The organism is Paenibacillus sp. R14(2021), assembly GCF_019431355.1.
In the GTDB taxonomy this organism is placed as follows: Bacteria; Bacillota; Bacilli; order Paenibacillales; family Paenibacillaceae; genus Paenibacillus_Z.
The window spans coordinates 3,562,501-3,578,404 of the sequence record NZ_CP080269.1 but is presented as its reverse complement, the minus strand read 5'-3'; the positions used below and the strand labels follow the sequence as shown (position 1 = coordinate 3,578,404).

Sequence of the window (15,904 nt, the reverse complement as noted above, 5' to 3'; positions counted from 1 at the left end):
TAATGATGGAGGCTGTCTCGTGCGGCAGAAACGCTAATCAGCTGGAAGGAACACCAACATCAAAAAAAACGTCCCAAAGGATTTCTCCTTGGGACGTTCTATTTAACCAGCCAAGATTTCAGTCAGCTTCTCTTGGAAAGCCGGAACACCAACGCGATTCACATAATGATGGAACGACTCGCCGGCTTGGCGGCCATCTTTGTAGAAGTGAATCAACTGGGCGAGCACGCCGCCAAGGTCATCGCCTTTGACGCGGCCTTTCAGCGATTGGTTAAATTGAGCGCCAGGGCCGAGGATACCGCCGACCGCAATGTCGAACGCATCGACCATGCCTTCAGGTGTTTTAACAAGTGCGCCTTGCAGGCCGATGTCCGCAATATGCTTCTGACCGCAAGCGTTCGGGCAGCCAATGAAGTGAATTCGGATTTTCTCGTCCAGTTCCACATTCTCGTCTAAATATTCCGCAACGCGGACAGCACGGACTTTCGTTTCAACGACAGCCAGATTGCAGAACTCGTTACCTGTGCAGGACACGGTACGGCTCATGAAGTTTTTTGCTTTCGGCGAGAGGCGTTGAAGCACCGGTAGTTGAAGCGCAGCTTCCACTTTCTCGTCCGGAATACCGGCCAAGATGATGTTTTGCGACATCGTCGTGCGAATCGTGCCATCGCCGAACTCATCTGCCGCATCTGCGAGCTGTTCCAACTCAGTGGCGTTGGTGCGTCCAACCGGAACGTTTAGGCCGATAAAATTAAGACCGGCTTCCTTTTGCGGGTACACGCCGTCATAGTATACGGCGTTCCAGCCGACCGTTTTGTTTTCGCCTGCCGCAGGCATGTCGCCGATGATTTCCTTCAGCTTCTCCAAGAACTTCTCAGGGCCCCAATCCGCCATAAGAAATTTCAAACGGGCTTGGTGGCGCTTCTCGCGATAGCCGTGATCACGGAAAATCGTCGTCACGCCGATCGAAACCTTCAACACCTCTTCAGGACGAACGAACATGTCCAGCTCTTTGGCCAAGTGGGGCTTTGCCGACAAGCCGCCGCCGACAAAAGCGTGGAACCCGATTACTTCTTGGCCGTCGATGACTTTAACAGCCGGGACGAAGGCAAGGTCATTGATTTCAGCGTTCGCATTGTTATAGATATTGGATGTTATGGACATTTTATATTTACGCGGTAAGTTGGAGAAATCGCGGTTCAACAAGTAGAAATCGTTAACCTGCTGCACGATCTCGCGCGTATCCATCAGCTCGTCACGGTCAATTCCGGCAAGCGGGTTGCCGACGATCGTGCGCGGGCAGTCGCCGCAAGCTTCGTACGAGTACAGTCCAACCGCTTCAAGGCGATTGAAGATGTCCGGAAGATCTTCGACCTTCAGCCAGTGATATTGAATTGCTTGGCGCGTCGTTACGTCAATCAAGTCGCGTCCGTAGTCGCGGCCAATGGAAGCGATTGCGCGCGCTTGCGCGGAAGTCATAATTCCGGTGTTGATACGGATCCGCATCATGAAGTAGCCGTCTTTTGGCTTCTGCTCGTATACGCCAGCCCATTTGAAACGATTCATATCGTCCTCAGGAATAGAGGAATAGCCTTCTTTGGCATACTTGTCGATAATCGTGCGGATAACGTCCAGACCGTCTTTTTCCATTTTGATGAATTCGAATTTATTCAGCTTGGAAGGGTCATTCATCCATACGGCTTCATAGGCCATTATTATAGTTCCTCCTAAGAATGTTTTTTGCATACGATTTGGATATAGTGATTTAAATCCGACGAATCTCGTATGAAATTACTATCATGAATCGTATCATATTTAAACTTCGGTCACAATGCACATACGCGCCTTAACTATAAGAGTTTATTATATTTCTAAGCAGGTCTGTTTATAATAAAAGCGTCCTTCCCTAAAAGGTGACAAACTTGTTACGATTGTTTAATGTGACTTGCAACAAGTCCCAGATGAGGCTAACATAAGTAATATAGGCAACGTGCGAAAATTAAGGAGGTCCTCACCTAATGTTTCTTGCTGAGAATGCTTCAACAGCCCTTGCGAAATTCGATCCCATGGATATTATGATGCTGCTGTTTACCATTGTTATCTTCATCGGCTGGATTCGTTTGATTATGGCTCGTCCAAAGAAAAGTCCGTTTGCGATTGGATTTACGACCGTAGCGCTGCTCGTATTCGCGTTCGCGAATTACGTGATGATTTTTAAAGTTTGGCTGGCATAGAAATACGGCTCGGGACACCGAAATAAAGCCGCTCGGCGCTTGATCCAACAAGCAGCTGCGCGGTTTTTTTTTTGCGCGATGCAGTCAGCAAGAATAAGCAGCTTCTGCCATCCATATAAAAAACTCCGATTCCATTAGGAATCGGAGTTTTTATGTCTTACACCCACCACATTTCGCCAAGCGGCTCACGAATCAGGATGGATTGCAGGTTTTGCACGGCTTTGGTGAAACCTTCATCAACCGACATCAGACCGTCTTCGTGCTCGATGCTGACGACATAATCGTAGCCGACCAGACGAAGCGCGCTGATAATGTCGGACCAAACCTTCAGATCGTGGCCGTAGCCCACGGTGCGGAACTGCCAAGCGCGGTCGAGCATCAATGCATACGATTGCATATCCGTTACGCCGTGGCGGTTCACATTGATTGGATCGATGGAAGTGTCTTTGGCATGGAAATGGTGAATCGCTCCAGCGCGGCCAAGAATGTGAATGGCTTGGACAGGATCGATGCCCTGCCACCACATGTGGCTTGGATCCAAGTTGGCGCCGATGGCATCGCCGGCAGCTTCACGCAAACGAAGGAGCGTAGCAGGTGTGTGCACGGAGAAACCGCCATGAAGCTCCAAGCCGATTTTAACATTACTTTCAGTCGCAATTTTACCAATTTCTGTCCAATAAGGAATGACTTTGTTTTCCCACTGCCAGTCCAAAATTTCTTGGTAATCGTTCGGCCAAGGCGCTACAGGCCAGTTCGGATATTTGGCATCCTCGTGGTCGCCCGGGCAGCCGGAGAACGTATTGACGACAGGGACGCCAAGCTTGGAAGCCAGCTCGATCGTTTTACGAATAATCGCGTCATGCTCGCTCGAGATTGCTTTTTGCGGATGCAGCGGGTTAGCGTGGCAGCTGAGCGCGCTGATTGTAAGTCCGCGGGAGTCGATGGCATCTTTGAAGGCCCTCAATTTGCTTTCGTCGGCAAGCAGCGTGTCGGGATCGCAGTGAGCATTGCCCGGGTAACCGCCCGTTCCGATTTCGATGGCATCCAAGCCTTTCGATGCGATGTAATCGAGAGCGTCTTCAAACGACTTTTGAGCGAATAGAACTGAAAATACGCCGAGTTTCATACGTGTATAGTGACCTCCTAAATGGTTATGTATTGCGCAAGTCTGTCTTCATTATAGCATGGGCAATTTGCAAGGTTAAGTTTCCAGCGCGGCAAAGCCAAAAACGCATAACTAATGGACAAAATGAAACCGCTTATCATTTTTAACGAATCCACGATTGTTCTTTCCGATGGTACGGCGCAAGTATTGAGCATTTGAATACAGCCTCAACAAGAAAGGCGGCATTTGCATTATATGGCGGCTTTTGTTTATAGGCCTGCTCTGGTACACTGAGAACAAATAAGTGATTTAATAGATAGGATGGCGGAAGGAACGATGAATACGATAACACGGCAAGATGTCGAGCTGCTGGCGCCGGCGGGCGATTGGGATTGCATGCGCGCGGCAGTGGCGAACGGAGCCGATGCTGTTTTTTTTGGCGTAGAGAAATTCAACGCACGCGCTAGAGCGAATAACTTCCAGACGGACGAGCTGCCCGAAGTTATGGCATTTCTGCACAGCTACGGCGTGAAAGGGTTTCTAACCTTTAACATATTGGTATTTGAAGATGAACTTAATGAAGCGAAGCGCCTGATGGAGGCATGTATCGACGCTGGCGTGGACGCGGTTATCGTACAGGATCTCGGACTCGTGAAGCTGATCCGCGAGCTGTCCCCGGACTTCCCGATTCACGGCTCGACTCAGATGACCATTACCTCGCCGGAGGCCGTAGAGTTCACGAAGCCCTTCGACATGGAGCGCGTCGTGCTGGGCCGGGAGAATAACTTGAAGCAGATCAAGATGATCGGCGATCAAGCGAAGCTGCCCATGGAGGTTTTCGTGCACGGAGCGCTATGCGTGTCGTATTCGGGTCAATGTCTGACCTCCGAGATGTGGGGCGGTCGATCCGCGAACCGCGGCGAATGCGCGCAGGCGTGCCGGCTGCCGTACGATCTTATGGTTGACGGCGAGCACAAGCCGATGGGCGATGTGACCTATTTGTTGTCGCCGAAGGATCTTGCGGCTGTTGAGCTGATGCCGGAGCTGATTGAAGCAGGCGTCACGTCGTTTAAAATCGAAGGAAGGCTGAAAAGCCCTGAATATGTAGCGAACGTGGTGAGCAAGTACCGCAAAGCGATCGACAAATATTTCGACGGAGATCGTTCCGCTCCATCCAAGGAAGAGCTGCGCGAGCTGCAGCAGAGCTTCTCCCGGGGCTTTACGCACGGTTTCCTGGGCGGAACGAACAATAAGAAGCTGGTCGAAGGCACGTTCCCGAAGAGCCGCGGCGTCTACTTAGGCCGTGTGGAGCGGGTGCTTCGCGATGCTGTCGTATGCCGAATTGAAGCGCCGTTGAAACGCGGAGATGGCATCGTATTCGACGCCGGCGACCCGACCAAGAAGGAAGAAGGCGGCCGCGTCTACGATCTTCGCAGACAAGGCACCAAATTTGAAGGCGAAGCACAGGAGGGCACGGTCATTGAGCTTGTTCCGGGACGAAATGATATCGATTTGCGCAGAGTCCATGTCGGTGATCGAGTGTGGAAGACGAGCGATCCTGCGCTCGACAGACGGCTTCGTGCAACCTTCGAGACGGAGAAGCCGTATCGGGTGTTCCCGCTGCATGTTAAAGTAACGGGCACGATTGGACAGCCGCTTCGCTCCTGGTGGACAGACGTGGAGAAGGGCAATGTCGTCGAGGTCGTATCGGAGCTGCCGCTTGAGCAGGCACAGAAGCGCCCTATGGACCGTGTGCTGCTGGAAGAGCAGCTCGGCCGTCTCGGCGGCACGGTATACCAACTGGAATCGCTTGACGTCGAGCTGAACGGCGATCTGATCGTACCGATGCGCGAGCTCAATCGGATGCGCCGCGAAGCGGCTGAAGCGCTCGCGGGTGAACGGCCGAAGCCGCCGGTGTATATCAAGCGCTTCGTCGAGGTTTATGATGACGTACGCAGCGGAACCGTCGCTGCCGAAAACGAGCGACCGGCGCCGCAGCGCCAATCGGCTAAGTTGACGGTGCTATGCCGCAGCCTGCCGCAGCTTGAAGCAGCAGTACATTCCGACAAGGTCGACATGGTGTATGCCGACTTCGAGTTTATCAAGCAGTTTCCCGCTGCGATGGAACTTGCGCGAGGTGCGGGCAAGCGGATCGGACTAGTAACGCCGCGGATTCATATGCCTGGCGAGAACGGCTACCACGCCAATATTCTGAAGCTGAAGCCCGATGCGGTGCTTGTTCGCAATACGGGTGCGCTGTACTATTATTTGCGTGCGCGGGCAGCGAACCCGAATGAGTCGTTCCCTGAGCTGATCGGCGACTTTTCATTGAATATAGCGAATCACAAGGCGTCTGATTTGTTTCTGGACGCCGGCTGCAGCCTGATTACGCCTTCGTACGATTTGAACGTGCAGCAGATGTTCGACCTGCTTAAGAACAGTGATACCTCACGCACGGAGGTCGTTATTCATCAGCATTTGCCGATGTTCCATACGGAGCACTGCGTCTACTGTACATTCATGAGCGAAGGAACGGATTTCACGAACTGCGGACGTCCTTGTGAGGAGCACCGCGCCTCCCTGCAGGACCGAATCGGGATGTCGCATCCCGTCCGCGTCGATGAAGGCTGCCGAAATACGGTCTATAACGCCATTGAGCAGTCGGGCGCTGAATATATGAAGCAGTTCCGCGATCTCGGGGTCGCCTCGTTCCGAATCGAGTTTCTTGAAGAAACAGGCGATAAAGTAACCGAAGTAATCGACCTATACAGCGACGCGCTGGCCGGCCGAATTGGCGGTACGCAGGTGTGGCGCAGCTTGAAAGCCATCAATCAGCTTGGAGTAACAAGAGGCCAGCTGGTTAAATAAGAAGCAGCAGCATAACGAAAGAGAGTCCGGCTATCGGGCTCTCTTTTAATTTTTTAACGTTAGAAGTGCAAAATTCTCTCAATATCGACAAACTAGTAAAGGATTTTGGGAAATGGGGGCGAATAGTAGCAACATTAGCTCATATATATTGGATAAGTGGGTTTAGAAAAGGCCGAATGCCAATAAATGAAGCGTAGTGAGGATGCCAAATGAATCAGAATAACAATAAGATGACGCAACCGGATCAATGGCTGGGCCATGTCTTGAAAGCTGAACAAACGATACTGGATGGGCATATGCCGCCGATTGAGCAGCTGCTTTCCATCCCAGCGGATATAAGAATGAAATCACCAATTTTGCTTCGTGCAGAATGCGAATACGGTTTGCTGAGCGGCCGCTTGATGGAGACGAAGCAGATGCTTGAGGCTGCGCTGCGCGGTTTTGCGGCGCAGGCGGACGAGTCTGCCATGCTGACGATGATGGCCATGCTCGGTTTATTGTACGTACAGGTAGGCGATAAACAAGAATCGAAGCCATTCATTGCGCTCCTCAGTCAAGAATGGGAGCGCAATCCGGAGAACTGCAGCGGGTTTGTCCCCTGGGCACTGGCTCGGGCTTCGGCGAATAAAGACGGGAAGGCGACAGCCTTCGAAGATGCGCAGGCGTTGTTTATGGCTTCCGCGGAACGGTTTCGGGAGGAAGGCAGACCGCTGTGGACCAGCTTTGTTTTGCTGGACCGCCTTTTGTTTGATTCGCGTGAGCAGTCGCACCCGGATTGGCAATTTTGGCTCAATTGGCTGAAGCGGCACACCTCCGAGAATCCGTCGGCAGCGGCAGTCGCGAATTTGCTCGTCAGTCAAGAGCCGAGCGCGGCGCTCTGCGACCAGCTTCCGGCACGGTTTGCGTACTTGAGCAAGGCCGTGCTGCTGAAGCAGCCGGAGGAGCAATTGCCCGCCGAGCTCGCGGACGATATCGAAAGCGCGGCTTACGCTGCAGGAGCTTCTATTAAACGGCAGCTTGCGGAAGGGCTGCATGCGGAAGCGGCGGAATCGCTGCTGCTGCTGAATCGTCAGCGCAGGCTGGTGTCGACGCCGGAGATCGAGAGACTTGCCTTTGATCTGCAGACACAGCTGGCATCGGCTTCGGCCGCCAAGCCCGCGATTGTGTACCGGATCGAGCAAGAGGAATTGGCATCGCAAGCGAAAGCGCAGCAAAGACGCGCTGCGGTTGCGGTGCAGGAGAAGAAGACGCGAGCTATGGAAGCGGGCCCAGCGGGACTGGCCGAGAAATGGCGGGTCAAGCTGATTGACGGGATAAGCTTCAGCACGGCTGACGGAAGAAATGCCGAGCCGATCTGGAAACGGCGCAAAGCCGGCGAATTGTTTGTCTACCTGCTGATGCAGCCCGGGTATAGAGCGAACAGGGAGCAAGTGGTCGACAAGGTGTTTGGTGAAGGGGATCCAGCGAAGCGTTCGAATCAGCTTTATGTTACGCTGCATGACTTGCGCAATTCGCTGAAGGAAATCAGCGGACAGGAAGACCCCGTTTTCGCGAAGCGGGGCATTATCGGCATATCGGAGCTCGTATTTGAATCCGTGGATATCGAAGAGTTTATCACGCTGTCACGGGTTGGCGATCAGCTTTGGATGGATGATCGTGAAGCAGCAGGCCGGCTGTACGATAAAGCGCTGCCGCTATACGGGCAATTGGGCACGGAGCTTCCGCATGCCGAATGGCTGGAACGTTTGCGGGAGCAGCTCTTGGACCGCCAGACCAATATGCTGAAAAGGCTGGCCTCCTTCTATATCGAGCAGCAGGACGAAGCGCGCGTGGAACAGCGGCTTGCCGACTGGATCGAGCTGCGTCCGGTGCAGGAAGAGGCTTATGAGGCGATGATCAGGCTGTGCCTGCGAGGCGATCGGCGAATCGAAGCGATCGGGTGGTACCGGCGCCTGGAGCGCGTTTGCAAAGATCAGCTCGGCAGTGAGCCGCTTGATGAAGTAAGGAAGCTGCTATGGCATTAACCCTGCAGCAAAAACAGCTGGTTCACCATAGAAGCTCGCTGCTGAATCATTTGCTTGCCGTATATATGATCACGATTTTCGCTGGATTGTTGATTTTACATACGGAGACGATTTTGGATTCGTTGTTTGCCGACATGTTTCCTTTCCCACTGATCCATTTAAGCTTGGGCGCTTTTGTATTGGCGATGACGCTCGTATGCATTTCTGCATGGCGCCTTAGGCCCGTCTTCAAGGTACTGGATCTGGATGGCGACCGCGACAGCGAACAAGAGCATCTAACGAATCAAGCGCTTCTCCGGCTATACCGTATGCCTTATGAGCTGTTGGGCACGATCCTCCTGCTGGGCCTCGTGTTTTCATTAGGGTTCCACAGCGGGGATATGATTCGGCAGCCGATTCCTAACGGTTTCAAGTGGCTGCGCCTGGTTGGCTCTATGGCAGGTGAGCAAAGCTTGTTCATCTGGGTTGCCATCTCCTTGTTTACGCTAGTACGGCGCATTTTCAGGCCTGTTGTCATGCGGCTTCAGCCTCTGCCGAGCGGTTTCGACGGAAGAGCCTCGGTGTCGCAGCCGCTGGTTATTAGCTATATCTGCACGTTTATCGTGACGATCCTGAGCCTGCTGCAGCTCGCAATCGTGACGGCCATGCCGCATGAGGCGATGGATCCTTATAAATATGGCCTCATAGCGTTCTTTTACTTTATAATGGGATTGAGCTTGTTTAGCTACGTAACGATGCAGTTTCGGAAGGAGCTGCGGGGGCTGATCCGCGACATCCGCGGACTGGTGGTTGGGAACGAGCTGATGCGGCACGGTAGACAAGCGGTTTTGCATGATGAAGCCGGCGAGCTTGCCGTCGCGTATAATGAACTCCAGAATCGGATCAATCGGGAATACGAATCGCTTGAACGCGAGCTGAAGCTGGCTTACAATGTACAGCAAAAGCTGCTCCCGCCCGGCGATTTGACCATTGGAGCTTACCGGATCATCGCGCGATGTCAATCTTATCGCGAGGTGGGCGGCGATTTCTTTGATGTCGTCTCGCTTGGACCAAGCCGGTTTGCAATCATGATCGGCGATGTTTCAGGCAAGGGCATGCCTGCGGCGCTGCTGATGTCTGCGCAGCTGCTCGTATTTCGTTCTGAAATACGCCGCAATGGCAGTCCGTCTGAAGTGTTGGCGCGGATGAACAGGCAGCTATGTGAGGCGATGGGCGAGGAAGGGGCCGTGACACTTGCGGTCGGCGTTATCGATTTAACGAATAATAATGTGCAGTATGCCAGTGCAGGACATCTCGCGCCTTATGTCATTGCCAAACAAGGTCATTTTAAGTCGGTGGACTGCAGCTCGCTTCCGATGGGCATCGATCCTGAAGCCGTGTACGAAGAAGTCAGCTTGCAGCTCGAGGACGGTGACCGTCTGCTCCTCTATACCGATGGGCTGATCGAAGCGGTTAATGGCGAAGGACAGATGTACAGCTTTCAAGGGTTGGAATCTGAGATTGCTACATGGAAACCGGCTGTGGATATTGCTGCTGTCATAGACGAGTGGCTTGCGCGCATGGATCAGGAGTGCGGACCCGGACAGGATGACCGTACCGTAGTCGTCCTGGAGCTGGCTGGGGAATATCGAAGCGCGCTAGCGAAATTGAACATTCCTCCGAGTGAGCATATACGTGCAGGGGAATCCTTTGACAACCCATTTATGACGCGGGAGTGGTCGATGCGGAGCAAGCTTGGCAATGAACGTCTTATTGCCATGAAGCTCGGCGACTGGATGGAGGAACGTTGGCCGGAGTGCAACCTGCGTGAAGACTTGCAAAGCGCGGTTTGCGAAGCCATGATTAATGCGATCGAGCATGGCAACAAGCTGCAGCCGTATACGTATGTGACGGTTATCGCCCAAATCGGAGGCATGCTGGCCGTATGCCGCATTTACGATGAAGGCGGAGGTTACTTTCCGCGTCTGTCCCGCGATGAGGATGAGATGCGCAAGAAGCTGGAATCCGATGACCCACGGGGCTGGGGGCTTGTGATGATCGATTCGCTCGCGGATTACTGGACTACAGGCCGAGATGAGAAAGGCTTCTATGTCGAATTGTATTTTATGCGCAAGTCGAGGACGGCTCCAGATGGACAGCATACATAGAAAGGAGAGTAAACATCATGGCAGAACAACCTTTCTCCATGCAATCAAAGAAGTTTCCTGGCGGATTAGTGCTTGAACTAAACGGAGATTTGAGTAAAGCGGCGGAAGCGAAGCTTTTGGCCGGATTGGAGCAGGAGAGTGAACTTGGCCAAGGCATTCGTTTTCTTGCGCTAGATTTAACCAAAGTCGATTATATCAATAGCGGCGGGATGGCTGTTCTGATCCGCTTTGCCCGGATGGGCAGCAAAGCAGGCGTGCACACGTTTGCTTGGGGCGTTACTCCCCACTACGAGAAGCTGTTCCGAATGGTGGGCCTGACGGAATATATGATGATTTATCCCAATGAGTTTGCGGTCATGCAGCGCATCGAGGCGCTGGAGCTGTAAACGGGCAAAGTGGACACGGAGGGCGAAATGGAGCTGCAACAAGCGATTTATAAAGATTGGCGGCATGTGTTTAAGCTCGATCCTGACCGTGAAATTAGCGATGAGCATCTGGATGCCGTCTGCATGTCGGGCACGGATGCCATCCTAGTCGGCGGGTCTACCGGCGTAACTTTCGACAATACGGTAGACCTGATGTCCCGCATAAGGCGCTATGAAGTGCCCTGCGCACTGGAGGTATCCAGTGAAGAAGCGGCCGTGCCTGGATTCGATCATTACTTTATTCCGCTCGTGCTCAATACGGACCGTGCGGAATGGCTGGCAGGCCGGCAAATCGGAGCACTTCGCAAATTCGGGGCGTTCATCCCATGGGAGAACACTGCAGCGGAAGGTTATCTGATCCTAAATGGAGATGCGGAAGCGGCCAAGCTGACAGGAGCGTGCAGTACCCTCGATGCGGAGGATATAACGGCGCATATCTATATGGCGGACAGACTTATGCATCTGCCTATTATTTATATGGAATACAGCGGGAAATTCGGCGATATGGCGCTGGTGAAGCAGGCGAGCAGACTCGTGACGGGAGCGCGGCTGTTCTACGGCGGCGGCATCGACGGCGCCGATAAGGCGAGGCAGGCCGCTGAAGCGGCGCATACCGTTATCGTCGGGAATGTGATTTATGACGATCTAGAGGCGGCACTGACAACAGTGACTGCGGTCTCCGAGGTTCCAGTTCCTAAATAGACGAACACCAAGACGGCTTCGGAAACGGATCGGCGGCAGGATGCGATCTATGTTTGCGGCCGTTTTGTTTTTTTTGTTGTAAGGCAATTCGTTTCTTTCTGGAAGAACTTATTCGGGCGATTATAATTGACACAGCCCGGACGGTTGTCTAGACTGAAGGATAGGCGAACAAATGCGAACAAAGGAGTTTACGTTCACTATGTTGAATGAATTTAGCATCGAGCAGGCTGTCAGCAAACTGAATCCTCCGCAGCGCGCGGCCGTTCAGGCGACAGAGGGTCCGCTGCTTATCATGGCGGGAGCGGGAAGCGGCAAGACGCGTGTGTTGACGCACCGCATTGCATACTTGATGGAGAAAAGACGCGTAGCGCCATGGAGCATCCTGGCGATTACATTTACAAATAAAGCGGCCCGTGAAATGCAGCAGCGGGTTGCGGCCCTTGTCGGGCCTTCCGCGCAGGACATATGGGTGTCTACCTTCCACTCCATGTGCGTGAGGATCCTTCGCAAGGACATCGGCCGGATCGGTTTTACGAACAGCTTCTCGATTTTGGATTCCGCGGATCAGCTGTCCGTTATCCGTAACTGCATGAAGGAACTCAATATCGACACGAAAAAAATCGAGCCGAAGAGCGTTCAGGCTGCATTGGGCGGAGCGAAGAACGAATTGATTTCGCCGGAGCAATTCGAGCTCAAGATCGGCGATTATTTTGACGGCATCGTAGCCAAGGTTTATTCGGCTTATCAGAAGAAGCTGAAGAGCAACAATTCACTCGATTTCGACGATCTCATTATGAAAACGATCCAGCTGTTCAAGGATGAGCCTGATGTGCTGGCGTTTTATCAGAATAAATTCCGGTATATCCACGTCGATGAGTATCAAGATACGAACCGTGCTCAATATATGCTCTGCAACATGCTGGCTTCAAAGCATCATAATTTATGTGTTGTGGGCGACAGCGATCAGTCGATTTACCGCTGGCGGGGCGCGGACATTACGAATATTTTAAATTTTGAGGAAGACTACCCGGAGGCCAAAGCCATACTGCTGGAACAGAATTACCGCTCAACCTCCAACATCCTGAATGCGGCGAATGCGGTCATCAAGCTCAACAGCGGCCGCAAGGACAAGAAGCTGTGGACTGACCAAGGCGAGGGAGAGCCTATTACGGTGTATCAGGCGGACACCGAGCACGACGAAGGCTTTTTCGTTACGGGACAAATCCGTCAAGGGTCTAACGCGGGCAAAAAATTCGGCGACCATGCGATTCTTTACCGGACCAATGCCCAGTCGCGGGTCATAGAGGAAACGCTCATTAAATCCGATATTCCGTACCAAATCGTAGGTGGCGTAAAGTTCTATGATCGTAAAGAAATCAAGGATCTGCTCGCGTACCTGCGTCTGATTTCGAACCCGGACGACGATATCGCGCTTCAACGGATCGTTAATGTGCCCAAACGCGGCATCGGCGATACGACGGTGACGAAGCTGTCCGATGAAGCGGGATTGCGTGGTATTTCCATCTTTGAATTGCTGGATCAGTTGGATTGGTTGGACGTAACCGGGCGTGCGCGTACGGCGCTCAAGGAGTTCCGGGATATGATTCAGGGTTTGACGCGCATGGTTGAGTACCTGTCCGTCACAGAGCTGACGGAGAAAGTGCTTGAGATGAGCGGATACCGTGAGGAGCTGCACCGCGAGAACACCCTGGAATCCAAGGCGCGCATCGAGAATATCGATGAGTTCCTTTCCGTGACGCAGGATTTCGAGAAGCGCAATGAAGATAAATCGTTGATTTCGTTTCTGACCGATCTGGCACTCATTGCGGATATTGATTCAATGGATGCGGATGAACCGGAAGGCGGCGTGAAGGATGCTGTCGTGCTGATGACGATGCACAGCGCCAAAGGTTTGGAATTCCCAGTCGTATTTATCATCGGGATGGAGGAAGGCGTATTCCCGCACAGCCGCGCGTTGAACGATAACGACGAATTGGAAGAGGAACGCCGACTGGCCTATGTCGGTATCACGCGGGCGGAGAAGCGCTTGTTCCTCACCAGCGCACGAATGCGTACGCTGTTCGGCCGAACCAATGCTAACATGCCTTCACGCTTTTTGCGCGAGGTGCCGGACGAACTGAAGACTGATGCTTCGGCGGTTGGACGTGGACGTCCCGCGGGCGGCGGCATTGGAATTGGTCGTACGAGCAGTGGAGGTGGGAGCGGCTTTGGAGCGGGACGAGCGGCGGCGGGAGCTTCGCCTTTCCGCACGAGCCCAGCCGGTGCGCAGCGCCCGCCTGCGGCTGGAAGCAGCGGCGTGCGTGTCAGCACGCCGATGGATGCCGCGAAATCCGGCGCAAGCGCGGGAGGCGCTGCTGCCAGCGGCGATTTTGCAGCTGGAGACAAGGTTTCGCACGGCAAGTGGGGTATTGGAACGATTGTTTCTGTCCGCGGAACGGGCAGCGACAAAGAACTCCAAATCGCTTTTCCCGCGCCAGTGGGCTTGAAGAAGCTGCTAGCGAGCTTTGCTCCGATTACGAAAGTCCAGTAAGACGACTGCCCTATATTAAATTTCAATAGATCTCATTCTAGAGAGGAAGACGTCAATGACGACTGCGATGGAACCGGGACATCACGCTGAACCTGCTAAGCTGGCGCGCATGCGTGAGCTTGTCGATTTGATTACGCTCCACAACCATAACTATTACACGCTGGATCAGCCGTCGACCAGCGATAAGCAGTACGACGAGCTTTATGACGAGCTCGTTCAGCTGGAGCAGCTGACAGGGCATGCACTGCCCGATTCCCCGACGCAGCGCGTAGGCGGCGAGATTTTGAAGGGCTTTGAGCCGCATAGGCATCGCGCCCGTCTATGGAGCTTGGATAAAGCGCAAGACGCGGAGGATCTCCTCGCTTGGAATGCACGGGTCACGAAGGCAATAGCGGACTATAATGCCAAAAATCCGGAGGCGGAGCCGCTGCCGGAACCAAGTTACGTCATCGAGCTCAAATTCGACGGGCTTACCCTCAATTTGACCTATGATGGAGGCACGCTCGTCCAAGCATCCACGCGAGGCAACGGCGTTGTCGGAGAAGGCATTCTGGCCCAGGTGAAGACGATTCGTTCGATTCCGCTGACGATTCCGTTTACGGACGGTTTGATCGAGGTGCAGGGAGAAGGGATCATGAATCTCTCTGTGCTGGAAGCGTACAATTTAACGGCTGCAGAACCGCTAAAGAACGCCCGTAATGCGGCCGCGGGAGCTTTGCGCAACCAGAACCCGCGAATTACGGCGGAGCGCAAGCTGAATGCGTTCTTCTATAATGTCGGTTATTCGGAAGGTGTTTCGTTTCAAACGCATGCCGAGATGATTCAGTTTTTGAAGGACAATCGGTTTAAAGTGAACGGATATACGGCATATTGCTCCACCATCGACGAGGTGCAGGCAGAGCTGGAGCGTGTCGCCGCAGGTCGTCACGAGCATGATTTTTTGATTGACGGTGCTGTAGTCAAGCTGACCGATATGCGGACGCGTGAAACACTGGGCTACACGGATAAATTTCCGAGGTGGGCGGTGGCATTCAAATTTGAAGCGGAGGAAACGACGACAATACTGGAATCCGTTTCCTGGGAAGTGGGCCGCACCGGCAAAATCACTCCTGTCGCGCGCGTCGAACCGGTTGATCTCGCAGGCGTGACGGTTCAAAACTGTACGCTTAACAACATTGGGGACATTGAGCGCAAAAATTTGAAGTTCGCGCTGGGTACTCATGTCTTCATTCGTCGATCGAATGATGTTATACCTGAGATTCTAGGCAAAGTAGACGATGAGCCCGGCGGGGAGATCGCGGCACCGACGGAATGCCCTTCGTGCGGAACACCGCTAGAGCTTCGGGGAGCGCACTTGTTCTGCTCAAATAAACTGGGCTGCAGACCGCAAACGATCGGACGTATCACGCACTTCTCGTCGCGCGACGCGATGGATATCGAGTCGTTCAGCATAATGACAGCCGAGCAGCTGTTCGACGATTGCGGTGTTCGAGACCCGGCAGATCTCTACGCGCTGACCTATGACAATCTCATAGGCCTGGATCGTTTCGGCGATCGCAAAGCGCGCAAGCTGCTGGAAGCGCTGGAGAAATCCAAGGATCGGGATCTGGCGGCTTTTCTCTTTGCGCTTGGCATTCCCAATACAGGCAAGGCTACAACGAAGATGCTCGCCGATCATTACGGCAGCTTGGCAGCCGTTCGCGCTGCAGAAATCGAGGGGCTCGTCGGCCTGCCCGACGTAGGCGGAATCGTGGCTGAAAGCATCTATACCTATTTCCGAGATCCTGTTGCCGCTGACAGCATAGACCGGATGCTTGCGCTCGGCGTGAAAGCTGAAGGTGAACAGGC

10 protein-coding genes (1 of these 10 cut by a window edge) are annotated in these 15,904 nt (G+C 53.4%); 8 read left to right on the top strand and 2 right to left on the bottom strand.

From position 1 onward, the window contains the following. Positions 1-102 precede the first annotated feature (102 nt). Positions 103-1,713, bottom strand: a complete 1,611-nt coding sequence (locus KXU80_RS16740; protein WP_219834369.1) for a nitrite/sulfite reductase — start codon at positions 1,711-1,713, stop codon at positions 103-105. A 305-nt stretch (positions 1,714-2,018) separates the two neighbouring features. Here KXU80_RS16740 and KXU80_RS16735 point away from each other — a divergent pair, with 305 nt between their 5' ends. Continuing rightward, positions 2,019-2,234 carry a hypothetical protein gene (locus KXU80_RS16735; protein ID WP_219834368.1) on the top strand — a complete coding sequence of 72 codons (216 nt, stop codon included), beginning with the start codon at positions 2,019-2,021 and terminating at the stop codon, positions 2,232-2,234. 157 nt (positions 2,235-2,391) lie between these two features. On the opposite strand, the gene KXU80_RS16730 is transcribed toward KXU80_RS16735, so the two are convergent. Then, positions 2,392-3,360, bottom strand: coding sequence for a sugar phosphate isomerase/epimerase family protein (locus KXU80_RS16730; protein WP_219834367.1), 969 nt, complete (start codon positions 3,358-3,360; stop codon positions 2,392-2,394). 315 nt (positions 3,361-3,675) lie between these two features. Between KXU80_RS16730 and KXU80_RS16725 the strand changes: the two genes are divergently transcribed. The 7 genes from KXU80_RS16725 to ligA form a co-directional block, all read left to right on the top strand. Then, positions 3,676-6,207, top strand: a complete 2,532-nt coding sequence (locus KXU80_RS16725; RefSeq protein ID WP_219834366.1) for a U32 family peptidase — start codon at positions 3,676-3,678, stop codon at positions 6,205-6,207. A gap of 209 nt (positions 6,208-6,416) precedes the next feature. Beyond that, positions 6,417-8,231 carry an AfsR/SARP family transcriptional regulator gene (locus KXU80_RS16720; protein WP_219834365.1) on the top strand — a complete coding sequence of 605 codons (1,815 nt, stop codon included), beginning with the start codon at positions 6,417-6,419 and terminating at the stop codon, positions 8,229-8,231. After that, a complete protein-coding gene (locus tag KXU80_RS16715) occupies positions 8,222-10,378 on the top strand; it encodes an ATP-binding SpoIIE family protein phosphatase (protein WP_219834364.1) in 2,157 nt (718 codons plus the stop codon). The genes KXU80_RS16720 and KXU80_RS16715 overlap by 10 nt, the downstream gene beginning before the upstream one ends. Positions 10,379-10,395: 17 nt before the next feature. After that, a complete protein-coding gene (locus KXU80_RS16710) occupies positions 10,396-10,764 on the top strand; it encodes an STAS domain-containing protein (protein WP_219834363.1) in 369 nt (122 codons plus the stop codon). Between the two features lie 27 nt (positions 10,765-10,791). After that, positions 10,792-11,505 (top strand): heptaprenylglyceryl phosphate synthase, encoded by a 714-nt coding sequence (locus tag KXU80_RS16705; RefSeq protein ID WP_219834362.1) that lies wholly within the window; start codon positions 10,792-10,794, stop codon positions 11,503-11,505. Between the two features lie 199 nt (positions 11,506-11,704). Next, the gene (gene pcrA / locus KXU80_RS16700; RefSeq protein WP_219834361.1) at positions 11,705-14,056 is read left to right on the top strand and encodes a DNA helicase PcrA; all 2,352 of its coding nucleotides are present in this window, start codon (positions 11,705-11,707) and stop codon (positions 14,054-14,056) included. 55 nt (positions 14,057-14,111) lie between these two features. Next, positions 14,112-15,904 carry the 5' portion of an NAD-dependent DNA ligase LigA gene (gene ligA, locus KXU80_RS16695; RefSeq protein WP_258171037.1) on the top strand. It continues 253 nt past the right edge of the window, so only the first 1,793 of its 2,046 coding nucleotides appear in the window; the start codon lies at positions 14,112-14,114; the stop codon falls past the right edge of the window.